The 16801-nt window shown below is 40.3% G+C and carries 12 protein-coding genes and 1 tRNA gene; 11 read left to right on the top strand and 2 right to left on the bottom strand.

The window, feature by feature from the left end:
* Positions 1-7 precede the first annotated feature (7 nt).
* The 5 genes from F580_RS0103250 (at position 8) to F580_RS0103270 (ending at position 6723) form a co-directional block, all read left to right on the top strand.
* Positions 8-1945, top strand: coding sequence for a DUF3604 domain-containing protein (locus F580_RS0103250; RefSeq protein ID WP_019026257.1), 1938 nt, complete (start codon positions 8-10; stop codon positions 1943-1945).
* A 10-nt stretch (positions 1946-1955) separates the two neighbouring features.
* The gene (locus F580_RS0103255; protein ID WP_019026258.1) at positions 1956-3062 is read left to right on the top strand and encodes a HupE/UreJ family protein; all 1107 of its coding nucleotides are present in this window, start codon (positions 1956-1958) and stop codon (positions 3060-3062) included.
* Positions 3063-3132: 70 nt separating this feature from the next.
* Positions 3133-5151, top strand: coding sequence for a DUF3604 domain-containing protein (locus tag F580_RS0103260; protein ID WP_019026259.1), 2019 nt, complete (start codon positions 3133-3135; stop codon positions 5149-5151).
* Positions 5152-5191: 40 nt separating this feature from the next.
* Complete coding sequence (locus tag F580_RS0103265; RefSeq protein ID WP_019026260.1) at positions 5192-6040, top strand: peptidylprolyl isomerase; 849 nt, start codon at positions 5192-5194, stop codon at positions 6038-6040.
* Positions 6041-6105: 65 nt separating this feature from the next.
* Complete coding sequence (locus F580_RS0103270; protein WP_019026261.1) at positions 6106-6723, top strand: MarC family protein; 618 nt, start codon at positions 6106-6108, stop codon at positions 6721-6723.
* Positions 6724-6845: 122 nt separating this feature from the next.
* Here F580_RS0103270 and dnaK read toward each other — a convergent pair whose 3' ends face one another.
* Positions 6846-8744, bottom strand: a complete 1899-nt coding sequence (dnaK, locus tag F580_RS0103275; protein WP_019026262.1) for a molecular chaperone DnaK — start codon at positions 8742-8744, stop codon at positions 6846-6848.
* A gap of 251 nt (positions 8745-8995) precedes the next feature.
* Between dnaK and F580_RS0103280 the strand changes: the two genes are divergently transcribed.
* The gene (locus F580_RS0103280; RefSeq protein WP_019026263.1) at positions 8996-9766 is read left to right on the top strand and encodes a Crp/Fnr family transcriptional regulator; all 771 of its coding nucleotides are present in this window, start codon (positions 8996-8998) and stop codon (positions 9764-9766) included.
* A gap of 151 nt (positions 9767-9917) precedes the next feature.
* Here F580_RS0103280 and F580_RS0103285 read toward each other — a convergent pair whose 3' ends face one another.
* The gene (locus F580_RS0103285; RefSeq protein ID WP_019026264.1) at positions 9918-11132 is read right to left on the bottom strand and encodes a BamA/TamA family outer membrane protein; all 1215 of its coding nucleotides are present in this window, start codon (positions 11130-11132) and stop codon (positions 9918-9920) included.
* 384 nt (positions 11133-11516) lie between these two features.
* Between F580_RS0103285 and F580_RS0103290 the strand changes: the two genes are divergently transcribed.
* From F580_RS0103290 to F580_RS0103310, 5 genes are all read left to right on the top strand, one after another.
* Positions 11517-12173, top strand: coding sequence for a hypothetical protein (locus F580_RS0103290; protein ID WP_019026265.1), 657 nt, complete (start codon positions 11517-11519; stop codon positions 12171-12173).
* Positions 12174-12225: 52 nt separating this feature from the next.
* Positions 12226-14406, top strand: a complete 2181-nt coding sequence (locus F580_RS0103295; protein ID WP_019026266.1) for a carbohydrate-binding protein — start codon at positions 12226-12228, stop codon at positions 14404-14406.
* A gap of 58 nt (positions 14407-14464) precedes the next feature.
* Positions 14465-15157: a DUF3313 family protein gene (locus F580_RS0103300; RefSeq protein ID WP_019026267.1), complete on the top strand. Its 693-nt coding sequence runs from the start codon at positions 14465-14467 to the stop codon at positions 15155-15157.
* A gap of 21 nt (positions 15158-15178) precedes the next feature.
* Positions 15179-16513 carry a BamA/TamA family outer membrane protein gene (locus tag F580_RS0103305; protein WP_019026268.1) on the top strand — a complete coding sequence of 445 codons (1335 nt, stop codon included), beginning with the start codon at positions 15179-15181 and terminating at the stop codon, positions 16511-16513.
* Between the two features lie 202 nt (positions 16514-16715).
* Positions 16716-16791, top strand: a tRNA-Val gene (locus F580_RS0103310).
* Positions 16792-16801 lie beyond the last annotated feature (10 nt).

The following is a 16801-nucleotide window of genomic DNA, read 5'->3' on the forward strand; positions in this document are numbered from 1 at the left end:
ATTAACGATGAAAACAAAACTTTCAATTATTGCTTTAACGTTAACAGTCGCTTTAAGCGCTTGTTCTGAAAAAGCAACGGACGCACAAAAAGACCAAGCCCACGTTAAAGAATTAAGTGCTGGTAACACGCAAAAAAATAAAGATGAATCGGTAGCTGCCCGAGCGTTAACCATTAAAGAGCAGGAAGACAAAGCGCCATCAAACCCGCTTAAAAATGCTTATTTTGGTGAAACCCATATGCACACCAAGTTTTCTTTGGATGCCTATATTGGTGGCAATCGCATGAGCCCACTTGATTCCTTACAATTTGCTCAAGGACAAGAGAAAACTATCAATGGCCAATTACATAAATTACATCGGCCACTCGATTTTGCCGCGACTACCGATCATGCTGAATACATTGGTGAAATGTATACTACGTTCACTGAAGAAGCGGTAGGGCATAACCAAGCACAATTAAAAGAATTACGAGGCTTAACTGAATATAAAGACCAAATACATTGGTTCATTAAATACGTTATATCGGTCAATCGCGGCGATGCTAAACCAGCACACCCACCCTTTTATACTGGTATTGAAAGCACCAAGAGTGCTTGGCAGATTATTTTACAAGCCACTAAAGATGAATATAAACCTGGTGTTTTTACTACCTTAGCGGCCTTTGAATGGAGTGGCGCACCAAAAGGCGGCAATTTACATCGCAATATTCTATTCAGAGATATGGTGGTACCAGAGCATCCTGTTGGCTACGCGGACTACAATCGCGAAGAAGCTTTATGGGGATGGATGGCGCAACAAGAGAAAAAGGGCAGTACACTGCTTGCTATCCCACACAACTCCAATGCGTCTAAGCTGATGATGTTTAATCCCAATGATTCTAAAGGTAATCCTATTACTAAAGAATATGCACAGCTGCGTAGTCACTTTGAACGCACTATCGAAATGATGCAAATCAAAGGCAACTCTGAGGTGCATCGCAAATTTTGGCCAGCCGATGAATTTGCTGATTTTGAAAATGCTGATTCGATAGAAAAATTTAGTAAACGCACTTTAGATAAACGTAATTTTGTTCGTTGGGGCATTATTGAAGGTTTAAAACACTATCAAAACATTGGCGTTAACCCGTATAAGTTAGGTTTTAATGGCGGTACTGACAGCCACAACGGTTTGATGGCAGATGTGGCCGAAGACAATTACATCGGCGGTCATGGCGCGGCGGATAATACCCCAGAATTACGCAGAACGGGCCAAGTACCTGAATGGCTGGATGCTAAAGATGAAAGTATCGGCTCTATTACTGGCGTATGGGCGACAAAGAATACTCGTGGCGAAATTTGGGATGCCATGTATAACCGCGAGGTCTACGGCACTTCTGGACCAAGAATTCAGGTTAGAATTTTTGCCGGTGAGCATTTAACCACTAATCATAACGACATCAATGCCATGGTCAAAGAAGGCTACGACAAAGGTGTGCCTATGGGCGGTACTATTACGGGCGCAACAAGCGCTCCGGTATTCAATGTTTGGGCGGCTAAAGACAGCATAGGCGCTAATTTGGACCGTATTCAAATAATTAAAGGTTGGGTCGATCAAGAAGGCGAGCAACATGAAAAAATCATCAATGTGGTTTGGTCAGATAATCGTAAGGTTGACCCGCAAGGTAATTTATCTAAGGTTGGCAATACCGTTGATTTAGCAACAGCGAAATATACTAACAGTATTGGTAGTACTATGTTGATGGGCAGCTTTACTGATGAAGAATTTAACAGTGAATTGCCAACACTTTATTATGCGCGTGTCATTGAAATACCAACACCACGTTGGAGTACCTATGACGCGGTACGTAATAACTTGCCATTATTAACCGATGTTCAAGCGACTATTCAAGAGCGCGCTTGGAGTTCTCCGATTTGGTTTATGCCAAACAAAGAAGCTAAGCACTAGGTAAATAGACGTGTCAAAATCTGGTAGTAAAAAACCAACAACCCCTCACTTTAGCGGGGTTGTTTCATCGGTGTTTGCGCTATTGCTGCTTATTTTTATGAGCAATATGGCTTACGGTAATCAAATTCAATTAGTTTATTTACAAATTGAACAAATTACCACGCAGGTTGACAAGTTAGCCAATGTTGAAGTTGCAGACAGTGTTGAAAGTTCAGCCAGCGGTGACGGTGCGGACTCGCAACGTACCTACCAAGCCATGTGGAAACAACCGGCGAAGACTAGCAATGTGCCATTGAACTTACAATTTAGTGATGGCGTCAAAATCATCAAAAAGTTGCCCGCTGTTTTAAGCAATGGCTCGAACATTCAATACTTCACTTTAACGACAGCTCAGGGGCTAGCTGGGCAGAGTATCACCGTCGTTAATCTCGAAAAAACCAATGTTGAGGTGATGTTAAAATATACTAATTTACAGGGTGATTATTCTATTAGAATAACGCCGGCCTCGCCAAGTTATACTTTTATAAAATCCCCGTCATCATGGCAGACCATACAAAGTTATACCTTCTTTGGTATTGAGCATATTTTAGAAGGTTATGATCATCTGTTGTTCGTTTTATGCTTATTGTTGATTGCCTCAACGTTAAGAAAATTATTATGGGCTATCACCGGCTTTACCCTCGCTCATTCAATTACCTTAGTGTTAAGTACGCTAAATATAGTGCAATTACCCATCGTAGTGGTGGAAGCGGTGATCGCCTTGAGTATTGTATTTTTAGCGACAGAAATAGCAAAAAACGCCATCAATAAATCGCCACAATGCTCGTTAAGCTATCGTTATCCCGTGGCCGTATCGAGCAGCTTTGGTTTATTGCATGGTTTTGGTTTTGCATCCGTTTTACTCGAGTTAGGCTTACCGAAAAACGATCAGTTACTTGCTTTAGGATTTTTTAATCTCGGTGTCGAAATAGGGCAGGTACTTTTTATTGCCGTTGTACTGTTGTTAATGTCGGCGATTAGAAAAATGATAGATATTAGAAAACATGAAAAAATCAACGCCTATATGATTGGCTCCATTGCCAGTATGTGGTTGATAGAAAGAGTAATGCAATTTTGATTTATAAGTAGCTCGATAATTAACATGGCTACTTCAATTTTAAATGGATAAATATAAATAGGGACTTAACATGTTTAAAAAATCACTGTTGGCACTGTGTATTGCCAGTATCAGCCTAGCCGCTTGTGGTGAAAAAGATAAAGTAGCATCATCGAATTCAGCAATACTCGAACCAGTAGTAATCGAATCAATCACTAAATCAGAAACTCAGTCAGCAGATGTCAACGCTGATAAAGTAACCGCTAAAACTAAGGTGAAATTTTCACCTTACGCCGATAGAGACTATCCTACGCAGTTACTCTTTGGTGAAACTCATATCCATTCCGCCTTATCCGCGGATGCTGGCGGTGGTGGCACGACTTTACTGCCTCGTGATTTATATCGTTTTGCTCTTGGCGAGCAGGTATTAAGCAATACTAGTCAACCGGTTAAATTAGACCGACCATTAGACTTTATTTGTTTAACAGAACATACCGATGGTATGGGGGTGATCACCGATATTTTAAAAGGCACTGAAAATATCTTGGCCGATGAACAAGGTGCCAAATTTCATCAACGCTTTAGTAAAGGTGGCGCCGAGGCTAAACAAGCCTCGTTTGATTTGATCTCAGCCTTTGCTAACGGTGAACTCTCTAGTGCCTTAGTGTATCAACCAGGCAATCCGGGTTACAGCCGTACTTGGCAAGATTTAGTACAAGCGGCAGAAGAATTTAATGAGCCACATAAGTTTACTACCATGATTTCCTATGAATGGACCTCTATGGTTAAGGGCAATAACTTGCATCGTAATATCATTTTACGTGATGGCCCAGACCGAGCTTTGCAAGTATTGCCTTTTACCATGACACCACCCATTGGTAGCCCAAATCCACAAGATTTGTGGAAATGGCTAGCTGATTATGAAGAAAACACTGGCGGTAAGGCAATCGCTATTCCTCACAATGGTAACTTATCCAATGGTTGGTTATTTGCTCTGCAAGATGATTTTAACCATGGGGCAAAGTTTGATTTGGCTTATGTTACCGAGCGTGCAAAATGGGAGAAACTGGTCGAGGTAGGTCAAACTAAAGGTGATAGTGAAACTCATGCCAAATTATCACCGAATGATGAATTCGCCGATTATGAAACGTGGGACTTTGGTAACCTTGATTTAACCACCAAAAAAACAGATGCCATGTTAGCAACGGAATATACTCGTTCAACACTAAAAAATGGTTTGCTATTAGACACTGAACTGGGTGTTAACCCCTTTAAATTAGGTTTTGTTGGTGGCGGTGATTTGCACACCTCATTAGTGACTCAAGATGATGATAATTTTTTTGGTGCTTTTGCTTGGATGGAACCGTCGAAAAAACGCCTCAACCAGCCAGGTAAGTACAATAAAAAGTTAGATATAGGTTATGACGCATGGCGTTATGCGACACCGGGTCCAACGGCTGTTTGGGCAACATCAAATACTCGTGCAGGTATTTTTGATGCCATGAAACGTAAAGAAGTTTATGCCACCACAGGACCACGTATTCGCCTTAGGGTTTTTGCTGGTTATGATTTCATGCAGAGCGATCTAAAACAACGCGATATAGCTAGTATTGGTTATGAAAAAGGTGTGCCTATGGGCGGTGATTTGACCAATGCTAAAGAGGGGCAAACGCCGAGTTTATTAATTCGTGCCTTGCGCGATCCTGACGGTGCCAACCTAGACCGAGTACAAGTGATCAAAGGCTGGGTGGATAGCAAGGGTAAAGCCCATGAGAAAGTCTATGACGTTGCTTGGTCAGGTAAAAAATCAGGTGAGCGTAAAATCAATGCTAAAGGTAAGTTAGCTGCCGTTGGTGATACCGTTGATTTATCCATACCAACTTGGACCAATACCATAGGCTCAGCCCAGCTAGAAACCTTGTGGACTGATCCAAACTTTGATGCTTTAGAAAAAGCGTTTTATTATGTCCGCGCCATTGAAATCCCTACACCGCGTTGGACCGCTTATGATGCCGTCCGTTATCAAGTTACCTCTATGCCTAAAGGCATTAAGCTAAAAACTCAAGAGCGCGCTTACACTTCGCCAATTTGGTATAACTCTAAAGGCTAAATTAATTAGCATTTTAAGTTAATAGAATAATAGGATAACTATGAAAACCTTATTAAAAGAGCCGTTACTGCATTTTTTACTGTTGGGCGCGGCGCTTTTTTATTTTTATGCCTTGGTAAGTGATAACGAAACTAGTAACAATGAAATAACACTTTCAGCAGCGAAAATTGTGCAACTGAAATACAGTTTTGAAAAAACACGGCAACGACCACCAAGCCCAGAAGAATTTGATGCCTTAGTTAGCAACTACTTTAAAGAACAAGTTGCTTACCAAAAGGGTAAAGAATTAGGTTTGCTTGATGGCGACTCTATTATTCAAAAACGTGTTCAACAAAAGTTAGAGTTTATGGTTGAAGATAGGGTGACAAGTATAGAACCAAGTGAAGAGCAATTAACGCTGTTTTTAGCAAAATACCGTGAAGAATACCGCAAAGAGCAACTATTGAGTTTTGTACAATTATATTTTAATCCGCAACACCATGACGATATTATCGGTGATATGCAGACAACGCTATCGAAAATAAAATCCTTAACAGACAGTGAACAGTCTCAAGAAAATTTATTAGCGTTATCCGATAATATCTATTTGGAATTTGAATACAAGAATATGCCGTTTTCACAAGTTGCCCGCTATTTTGGTAGTAATTTTGCCGATGCTTTAGTGACGATGGCAGCGGGTAAATGGTTGTTAGATGTAAAATCAGGTTATGGCGTGCATATTGTTAAATTGAAAACTAAACAAGGCGGTGAACTGCAACCTTTAGCGGCGGTGCGAGGCCAAGTAAAACAAGCGTGGCTCAATGAGCAACGTAAACAAAGCTTAACTAAATTTTATCAACGCTTGTTTGTCGAATATCAAGTTAAGCCGATTCAATACCAAACGGATTAATTAGTCTGATTGGTATAACAAATATCAATAAATTCAATGTTAAGTAAAAGGAAAATCAGCATCAAATGTCAGATATAGTTTCACAATTAGTTACCGTGTTTTTAGGTTTTTTTGCCATCATGAACCCCATTGCTAATACTGCAGCTTTTGCCGGGTTAGTGGGAAATAAGAGTAAAGAGCAACAGAAAAAAATTGCCAAAAAAGCGTTATTGATTACTTTTTTTGTTATTTTAGCTTTCTCTGTATTAGGTAATGCTATTTTTCATTTATTTGGTATTACATTACCGGCATTAAGAATAACTGGTGGTATTTTAGTGTTTATTATTGGTTATCATATGATCAATGGTAACGGCTCTAGCTTACATTCAGCAGAGAAAGTAGAGCAGGGTGATCTCGCCGTTTCGCCTTTAGCGGTACCATTACTTGCAGGGCCTGGCACTATTGCTACAGCAATGAATTACTCTTCTTCTGCTGGTTTTGTTGGCATACTTATTACGTTAAGTGTTTTTGCCTTGTTATGTATTATTACTTTCTTTTGTTTTGTTTACAGTAGTAAAATTCTAGCACTGATTGGTGAGGCAGGTTTAAGCATTGTGACCCGATTGATGGGGCTTATTTTGGCGGTCATTGGCGTACAAATGTTTATTGAAGGTGTGATCGCTGTTATTGATTCACTTAATTGACTTTAAACATTGTCAGTTAATAATGTAAATGAAAAGGCTGCTAAATATTACTATTTAGCAGCCTTAATTTTAACAGCTTTAGTTTTATCAGTACTGGGTTATCAATCCTACTGCTTGTTGAATTAAAGCCCACTGACCTCTTCAAAATCAGCATCTATAACATCACTATCGTTAGCTGCATTTGCTTGCTCAGACGCTGCACTTTCAGTGTTATCCTGCGCTTGCATTGCTAAGTTATAAGCATCATTTAATGCATCGTGACGCACTTGAATCGCTTGTTTATCATTACCATTAACTGCCATTTTTAATTGCTCAATTAAGGTATTAAAACTTGCTTGTTGCTCATCACTAAAGTCGCTCATTGCTGCCGTTACTGTATGAATTAAATGATCCGCTTGATTACGCTGTTCAATGAGTTCACGCTTCGTTTTATCCTGAGCTGAATTTTGCTCAGCTTCATTAACCATACGATTTACCTCATCTTCCGATAAACCACTCGACGCTGTGATAGTAATGGCTTGCTCTTTACCTGTGGCCTTGTCCGTTGCGGTCACATTTAAAATACCATTGGCATCTATATCAAAGCTAACCTCTACTTGTGCACTGCCGCGAGGGCCTGTTTTAATATCGGTTAAATTAAATTGTCCCAATGACTTATTATCGCTGGCCATGTCACGCTCACCTTGTAATACATGAACAGTTACCGCGCTTTGGTTATCTTCTGCAGTCGAAAACACCTCACTTGCACGTGTTGGGATAGTGGTATTTTTACTGATTAACTTAGTAACAATACCGCCTAGGGTTTCAATGCCTAAAGACAAGGGTGTTACATCAAGCAATAACACGTCATTTACCGTGCCCGATAATACCCCTGATTGAATTGATGCACCTAGGGCGACTGCTTCATCTGGGTTAATATCTTTACGCGGCTCTTTTTTAAATAAGCTTTGTACCGCCTCTTGTACTTTCGGCATACGGCTTTGACCGCCTACTAAAATAACATCGCTGATATCGCTAATGCTTAAACCGGCATCTTTTAATGCTTGTTTACACGGTGCAATGGTGCGTTGAACTAAGTCATCTACTAAAGACTCTAATTTAGCCCGAGTTATTTTAATATTCATATGCTTAGGACCACTGGCATCGGCGGTAACATAAGGCAAGTTAATATCGGTTTGCTTGGTTGATGATAACTCGATTTTAGCATTTTCAGCGGCTTCTTTTACCCTTTGCATCGCTAAAGCATCGCTGGTCAGATCAATGCCTTGATCTTTTTTGAACTCCGTCACAAGATAATTAATCAGTGCGCTGTCAAAGTCTTCTCCGCCTAAATAGGTATCGCCATTAGTGGCCAAAACTTCAAACTGCTTTTCGCCTTCTAGGTTAGATATTTCAATAATAGAAACATCAAAGGTACCGCCACCGAGATCGTAAACCACTATTTTTTGTTCATAGTTTTGTTCACCGTCTTTACTTTTATCTACCCCGTAAGCTAATGCTGCAGCTGTAGGCTCGTTGATAATACGTTTAACATTTAGACCAGCAATTTTACCTGCATCTTTAGTGGCCTGGCGCTGTGAGTCATTAAAGTATGCCGGTACGGTTATTACCGCTTCGGTAACTTTTTCACCTAAATAGGCTTCGGCATCTTTTTTCAATTTCATTAATATTTGTGCTGAAATTTGCTGTGGTGATATCGCTTTACCGTCAATTTCTACCCAGGCATCACCATTGTCAGCTTTTACAATTTTGTAGGGTGATAATTCAATGTTTTTTTGCAGTAATTCATCATCAAACTTGCGGCCAATTAAACGTTTAATAGCGAACAAGGTGTTTTTTGAATTGCTCACCGCTTGTCTTTTTGCCGGATGACCCGCTAATATTTCATTGTTGCCATAGGCGATAATTGAGGGGGTGGTACGATTACCCTCGCTGTTTTCAATGATGGTTGCTTTGCCACTTTCCATTACTGCGACACATGAATTTGTTGTACCTAAGTCAATACCAATAATTTTAGTCATTATAATTTTCCTTTTGTTATTTTAGAAAAGCAGCACCTTGAGTTTGTTTTGCAGTTGTCTTAACTTCGCGCTGCTAGCTGTACCAATAGAATTAATTAATCCGTTTGGTCTTAGTGGGGCTATCATACGGGCTTAACAAAAGTGCTACTGTCAGATAACTGACAGTTTGAGGAAAGAAATTAAATTAATTGTACTCTGACGTTATCTAGGTAGAATATTATTAAGTTAGCTTATTCACACCTAGGAATATCATGAACAAGGCCTTAGTCCCGGTAAGTTATCAAGCCAGTGCCACTTTAGTTAAACAAGCAAAGTTGTTTGCCGAGTTACCGCAAGTTTTATTAGAAAAAATACAGCGAGACTTCCATGTCATCACCTGGCATAAGGGTCAGTACATTAGTGCTGAAATATTAACAAAGCAGTTCTTTGTCTTGCTTGATGGCCAAGTTGAACTGAAAAAAGTTCATCCGGAAACTGCTCGTGAAGCTACAGTAGATATCTTTTACCCGGGTGATAGTTTCGATGTGATGGTGCTGCTTGATGGTAAACCCCATGAGGTGATTATTGCGCCGCTAAATACTGTGCGCTTGTTAAGCATACCTATTGAAACCATGCGAAAATGGATTTGGACCTACCCGGAAGTTAATAATCAATTTCTACCTTATTTGGCGCAGAAGATGCGCGAGCATGAGCAGCGCGCAACAAGTTTAGTACTATATGATACCAGTACCCGTTTAAGTCGTTTGATCTTGAAACATATCGAAAAAATTAACAGTTATAACGGCGCACCTGATTGTGAGCATAAGCAGCATTTAGTCAATGGCTTAAATGATGAAACCTTAGCGCGTATGGTGGGTTCAGTCAGACAAGTCGTTAACAAACAACTCAGGTATTGGCAAGCGCAGGGGATTTTAGATAAAAAACGTAATCAGTTAATTATTAAGGATTTACAGGCGTTAGAGCAAGAAGCACATTATGGTGCTAAGCATGACCATGTTCGGGCTCAAGTTCTCGCGAAGTGAGCATTCATTAACTCACCGGGCTATTTAATTGGCGGATTAAAATGGCAAGTGCTTATTTACCATTTTAATAGCCAAGCTGATGCTGCTTCTTTACCTGTTGAATCAATGGCTTTACTACCCGAAACTAGTGTTAATTTTAGTCTTTAACATTTTACCAAGTAGCGCCAGCTTGAATATAAACCACGGTATCTTCAGGTCCTTTAGCTAGGTCTGTGCCCATGGTAAAACCGTAACGCTTGGCAATTAAATAACGAAAGCCAACGCCATAGTTATGTACCGACTCTGCGCTGCTTAATTCACTAAAACTTTGTGCGGCACGGCCTATGCCGGTAAAAGCATTAAACTTCCACCGGTAGTTATACTTGTAAGTGAATTCTACTTCAGAGACTGCGACTTTGTTGCCCTGATATCTTATGGCGGGTACACCTCGTAAATCAACGCTTGGCGGCACGTAAGAGGGTAACTTAACGTCCTCGTTAGCATTAACACCATCGTATTGAAGTCTTAAGGCAAAAAGAAATTTTTCCGATAACTGCCAGTAGTTTAACCCGGAAAAGTGATAACTCATGTAGTCAACATCACTACCAATGGCGTCATCAAAGCGGGTAATATGCAGTTGATAGTCATAGCCGTGCTCAGGGTTCATCGGGTTATTTCGTGAGTCATATTCAGCCAACAGACCTAAACCTGAGGTTGTCACTGATTGAGATAAATGATTATCAAAGAAATTATTTACCTTATCGTTTAAGGTATCGCTGGGGAGAAAGTTAATATCTTTGAGGTTAGCTAAACTTGTTTCAACGCTTCTATAGACCTGACGACCACCAAGAAACCATTTACTTTTGCCAAGGCGCATTTTTAATTCCTGCAATACTATCGGGCCATTGATATTAAGCTCAATTGGCCGTTTTAATTCAATGCCAGCTAATGAATAAAAGTCTAAATTGAAATCGCTGTATAGCATATAACCTCTGTAACGCACGGTGTCTTTAAGCCAAAAACCCATGTGGCCAAAACCAAAACCTTTACTGCCGTTAGCGGTAGCACCCGCGCCCACTAAAGAAATATTACTGGGCAAGACAAAATGTTTACTGTTGCTGCTGTGCGTAATTCGTTGTTTTTTTTGTTCATCAGACTCATGAAAAAACACCCCTAACAGTGCTAGACCATTGCCGGTTGCTGGCTCGGTAATGATAGTTGGTACGGGTAAAAATCCTAAAGGAACTTCAGAAAGGTAGCGACTCGCATCTAACATGCCGTCATCTGGGTCGAACATATACTTATCAATAAATGAAGTAGCATTGACCGTTGGCACGAAATTGAGTAATAAAGCCGTGAGTACAAATGTTTTTCTCGTCTTTAACATTAGAGTCCTTTCAGTAATCATTTGAAATTTTATAAAATAAACAGCGTATTTCACCGGTAAAGCCCAGTGTAATCAGTGTGAATAACTGACAGTTTAACTGCGCCGACAAAATTATGCTAGATTAATGGCTTAGGAGGAAAAACACTAGATAAACAATCAAAAGTTGTAACTTGTAGTTAACAAAATTTTAAGAGAAAATACCAATTGTTAGATAACTATAACAAGTACATTTATATGGAAATAAACTACCAATTTAAGCTATCAATATTAACTACTGATATGAACCAGGTGTTTCTTATTACCATGAATATTACTCGCGCTGAATTTCAGCGTAACCGATAGAATTATACTTGCCGAGCTAATGAAGGAATATTTGCAGTGAAAATGAATAAATTATTAATGTTAATTATGTGTAGCAGCTTCGTTGTCATTCCAAGAGCATTACAAGCAGCAGAAAACACCAAAAAACATGTGGATATATCTGATCCCATGGCAGTTTATACGGGTGGCGCATTAACCGGGGGAAACGATGGGTTAGGCGCGGCCTTTCAATTTGGCCTTAATAAGGGCGATTGGGGTTTTTTAGGTAAAATTGAGGCAAAAAAGAATCTTGATGCTTATAGACTCAGACTGTTTACTCCAAATAAGGTTACGGGTACTGGGATTTATATTGATGCTGGCACCGATACTTCCCAAGACGGTATTACTTCGAACTATGCTACTTTTGGGGTGCTACAGGTAGTGCCACTGACTAAGAAACTCAAGTTATATGCAGGTCTTACTTATGGTAAATCATGGGAAGCGAATGATCTGTTTGCAGAAACAAAAATTATCATGGCACAAACTTACTTTAAATATGACATCAACGAAAAGTTTTATTTGATGTTAAATCCACAATACACCTATGGTCTTGATGGTGAAGAAACCCGTCAATTTTATATGGAGTTTGATTTTGGTTATCATATTGATAAAACAAAATTGGTTTACCTACAGACATCAACGGAAAATACTATTATTTTAAACTTTAAATTCAAAATTTAAATCTGATAAAAATGATTCTTCTATTTTAACCTCCAACCTTGCAGGACGTATAATGAGAAATAACTTTTATGCATATTGGCGAGCAAAACTAAAACACACTCTTATGCTTTGTTTTGTTGCTTGTGCTGTTTTTCCCGCTTTAGCGGCTGATTGGCCGCAAGAATTAACGGGGAATAAAGGCACCATTGTGGTCTATCAACCGCAACCTGAAAAGCTTATCGGCAATATAATAACTGGCCGAGCGGCAATGTCGCTGGAGTTAAAATCTGAAGCCGAGCCCATTTTTGGTGTATTTTGGTTCTCGGCAAAAATTGATACTGATCGCAGTGAAAATACGGTCACAATTAGTCAATTGAAAGTCACTAAAGTGGCTTGGCCAGAGTCAAAAGAAGCAGGAGAAAAACAATTTAGCCAATTCGTTGAAGCACAATTAGGGCAGTCTTCTTTTACTTCTTCGTTATCAAAATTAACCGCTAGTTTGACTCATGCAGAGAAAATTAAAGCCAGCCTTGCTGATATCAAAAATGATGCTCCAGAGATTATATTTACCGATGTTTTGTCAGTACTACTGAACTATGATGGCGAACCCATTTTCAGGGACATTGAAAACAGTAATTATCAGCGGGCGTTAAATACACCATTGGCAGTAATGAAAACAAAGAGCCAAAGTAAGTTTTATTTAACCAGTGGCCATTTATGGTATCAAGCATCAAATGCTTTAGGGCCGTGGTCAATTTTAGCCAGTCCTCCCGCTGATCTTAAAAGGCTAATGCCAAAAGAAGCGGCACAAGGCGAAACGTCACAAGTCATTAGCGCGCCGAATATCATTACCGCAACCAAGCCAACTGAATTAGTAGTCTCAGATGGTGATAAAAAGTGGACTAGTTTAGTCGGTGGTCAGTTACTGTATGTTGAAAATACCGAAACACCTTGGCTACGAGAGCTGAGTAGTGGTGATATGTATGTCTTGTTATCAGGTCGTTGGTTTAGCAGTAAAAGTGAGCAAGGTCCTTGGGGTTTTGTCCGCGCTGACAAACTCCCTAAGAGCTTTCAAGAGATACCGCCTGAGTCTGCTATTGGCGGTTTAAGAACCTCTATTGCCGGCACGGATGAGGCTGAGCAGGCGGTGTTAGATGCACAAATCCCACAAACGGCAGCGATAAAACGCAGTGAAGCAAAATTAACTGTCTATTATGATGGCGCGCCAAAATTTGAACCTATAGTTGATACACAAGTTGAGTATGCGGTAAATACCTCGGCGCAAGTACTTAAAATAGCCAACAAGTATTATGCAGTTGATAATGGCGTCTGGTTTGTTTCATCACTGCCAAAAGGTCCTTGGCGAGTAGCGGATAACATCCCAAAAGAAGCGATTGCACAAATCCCGCCTAGCTCTCCTATGTATAACACCACGTATGTCACCGTTTATGACTCAACACCTGAAGTGGTTTATGTAGGTTACACCCCAGGTTATTTATGGTCTTACCCTTATTATGGTGTACCTATTTATGGTACAGGTTGGTATTACCCTCCTTATTATGTTGGCGGTTGGTACTACCCAAGACCACCTACTTGGGGATTACATGTTGGTTATAACCCCTGGACAGGTTGGAATGTTGGTGTAAGTTGGGGCAGTCCATTCTTTAGAGTTGGCGTGGTTTGGGGCGGCGGTTATCACCATCACCCAAGACCTTGTTGTGGCCGCTATTATGGTGGTGGTTACCGAGGCAACACTAACATCAATATTAATGGTAATGTCAATATTGGCAACTCGGTTAGCATTGCCAATCGTGCTCATGCACAGCAAAGACTTGCCGCTAATCCAACTAATAGAGCCAGTAACCGAACAAGTAATCTATATAACCAAGGCATAAATAAAAAGCGTAACGCGATAAAACAGCCAACGAATCGCAATATCACTAAAGCGAAAGTTGCTTCACAGCGGACGAATAACGTGTATGCCGATAGGAAGGGTGGCGTGGTTCGCCATGAAAATGGTCAGTGGCAAAATCGCAGTAATAAAAATTGGCAGACTATTCCTAAACAGAGCACGATAAATTCATCAACTCGGCCAAGCATGAATAAACCTAATAATCTGCCATCAAATAGGCAAGGAGTTAATAATCGTTCGTTTGACCATCAAAAAATGAATCGAGAATTACATGGCCGGCAAATGGGTAATATGTCACGAGGTGGCCATCAGAAAATGGGCAATGCGCGCCGAGGTAGGTAGCTTGCTCAGTTTAAGTATTGATACGCTATAACTAAACATTAATTCAAAAGGAATGAAAATGAATAAACCACTAGGTAGTAAACTCAGTATTATTGTCTTAGCGGCAACCATGGTTATGGGTTGTAATTCTACAAACCCAACCAATGCACCGCAAGTATCACCAGAGGGCATGGAGTTAAAAAAATCAACACGCTCAACGGTCGCTTATAAAAAAGAAGGGGTAGATTTTTCCGAGTATAACAAGGTTCAAATATTACCGAGTGTGGTTGCTTTTAAGAAAAACTGGAAGCGCGATTACAACAGAAGTCAAAGCTCTTTAACTACTCGTGTCCGTGATGAAGATGTAATCCGTATTAAAGCGGATGTTGCTAAATTGTTTGATGAAGTCTTTAAAGAAGAATTTGCTAAAGGTGCTAAATTCCCTATCGTTGATAAAGTCAGTTCAAATACTTTAGTGATAAGACCGGTTATTGTCGATTTAGATGTTACCGCGCCAGATCTTCGGTCAGCCGCAAATGTTAAAACCTATGCAAGCGATGCTGGCCAAGCGACCTTGTTTTTAGAGCTCTATGATGGAGTGAGCGGAGAGATATTGGCGAGGGCAGTAAATGTTGCGGTTGCTGGCGATGATAGTTATGCACAATGGGCCACACGAGTGTCTAATCGCGCCGATGCAAAACGTATGATCAGAAAGTGGGCTAAAGCATTACGCAAAAAATATGATGAAGCTCATATGCCTGCAGCAAAATAAAGAGCGACTAGAAATATCTCAATGAATAAAATAATTAACAGCTGTCTAGCAAGTACTGGGGTATGGGGGCTTATTGTTTGTACATTACTGGTAATTTCTATCAAGAATGTGCAGGCTAAGCCGCCGGGCCAAGTTAAGTACTCGGTGCAGCGACAAGAAAATACCAAAATGCGCGAAAGCTTAGTATTGCCTTTTGCCTTTAGCACCGATGATATGGGAACTGTCATCGGTATAGGCGCTATGGCAACGGGGCTTTACCAAAAGCAAATGACCGTGGGTGGTACAATTTATGGCGGGGGAGATTCGAAAGGCCTAGCGTTAAGCTTATGGGACTATCGTATTTTAGATAGCGAGCGATTCTTTTTCAGTGCTATTGGCATGGTGGGCGACTATCCCTTATTACGTGCCTATTCGCCTTTACCTGAAGACTTTTCAACAGCTCCTCGCCCAGGCTCTAATGACTCCAGCTTTGATGATTTCATTCAAGCAGAAGGCTCAAGTAACTGGTGGGATGTTAAATTAGAGTATGTCTTACCGTGGGGTAGTGCAGAAAAACAAAGTATGGCCAGTTATCAATTACAGGGCGGGTTATTAAAGCATGATGTTGAACAGGCTGATTGGAACCCTTTAAAAACAGGTACCAGTATTTTAATTGCTAGGCAATTCAATCGCTATCAAGAATATAGAGATGAAAAGGGCGAGTTATCTGGCGCTATTCATGCGCTTGAATTAGGCTTTCTTTATGATAATACTGATTTTCCCGCAAACCCAAGCCAAGGTAGCTCACAATATATAGGCTTTAGTTACAACCCGGAGTGGCTACAATCGAATCAGCAATGGACTTTTGTTGAAGTAGAAGCGAGTAAATACTTTTCCTTAGGGGCTACTTCTTTTGCAAAACAAAATATTATTGCGCTAAATGCCTGGCTCGGCTACTCACCAAGTTGGCAAGTGACTACTGATGCGGCAGGAAATAGCCTAGTTACTAATAATGCACCTTTTCTTGAAGGCGCGACATTAGGTGGTATGTATCGAATGCGTGGCTTTAGACAAAACCGTTTTCATGATAAAGCGGTCATTTACGCCACGGCGGAATACAGAATGACCTTAGATTATAATCCCATCGCTGATGTACGTTGGTTAAAGTTCTTAAACCTTGATTGGTTTCAAATGGTATTTTATATGGAAGGGGGTAGGGTATCACCCACTTTACATCGAGATACTTTATTCTCAGATTGGAAAGTTGATGCCGGTGTATCATTACGCGCTTTAACGGCAGGTATTGTTGTACGATTAGACTTTACTCAATCAAAAGAAGGTACAAGTACTTGGTTAATGGTAGGGCACCCATTTTAATTATTTTATAGAATGACGAAAAGTTGATTTTAATGCCCACTAATGCAGCGTTATGCCTGAAAATAAATCAAGCTATTAATATTTTAAAATAAATCAGGGTTTTTAAAGCTTTTCAGTTGACAGCTTTTTCTATCTCCCTATAATACGCCCCACTGAAACGCGGATGGTATAGCCTGAAATGTTGAAGGATTAAAAGCAATACGGACGATTAGCTCAGTTGGGAGAGCACCGCCCTTACAAGGCGGGGGTCACTGGTTCAAGCCCAGTATCGTCCACCACTTTATTTTA

The organism is Colwellia piezophila ATCC BAA-637 (genome assembly GCF_000378625.1).
GTDB lineage: Bacteria > Pseudomonadota > Gammaproteobacteria > Enterobacterales > Alteromonadaceae > Colwellia > Colwellia piezophila.

Coding starts and splice junctions, on each gene's coding strand:
- F580_RS0103250 (WP_019026257.1), top strand. CDS start 8: ATGAAAACAAAACTTTCAATTATTGCTTTAACGTTAACAGTCGCTTTA.
- F580_RS0103260 (WP_019026259.1), top strand. CDS start 3,133: ATGTTTAAAAAATCACTGTTGGCACTGTGTATTGCCAGTATCAGCCTA.
- F580_RS0103265 (WP_019026260.1), top strand. CDS start 5,192: ATGAAAACCTTATTAAAAGAGCCGTTACTGCATTTTTTACTGTTGGGC.
- F580_RS0103270 (WP_019026261.1), top strand. CDS start 6,106: ATGTCAGATATAGTTTCACAATTAGTTACCGTGTTTTTAGGTTTTTTT.
- dnaK (WP_019026262.1), bottom strand. CDS start 8,744: ATGACTAAAATTATTGGTATTGACTTAGGTACAACAAATTCATGTGTC.
- F580_RS0103280 (WP_019026263.1), top strand. CDS start 8,996: ATGAACAAGGCCTTAGTCCCGGTAAGTTATCAAGCCAGTGCCACTTTA.
- F580_RS0103285 (WP_019026264.1), bottom strand. CDS start 11,132: ATGTTAAAGACGAGAAAAACATTTGTACTCACGGCTTTATTACTCAAT.
- F580_RS0103290 (WP_019026265.1), top strand. CDS start 11,517: ATGAATAAATTATTAATGTTAATTATGTGTAGCAGCTTCGTTGTCATT.
- F580_RS0103295 (WP_019026266.1), top strand. CDS start 12,226: ATGAGAAATAACTTTTATGCATATTGGCGAGCAAAACTAAAACACACT.
- F580_RS0103300 (WP_019026267.1), top strand. CDS start 14,465: ATGAATAAACCACTAGGTAGTAAACTCAGTATTATTGTCTTAGCGGCA.
- F580_RS0103305 (WP_019026268.1), top strand. CDS start 15,179: ATGAATAAAATAATTAACAGCTGTCTAGCAAGTACTGGGGTATGGGGG.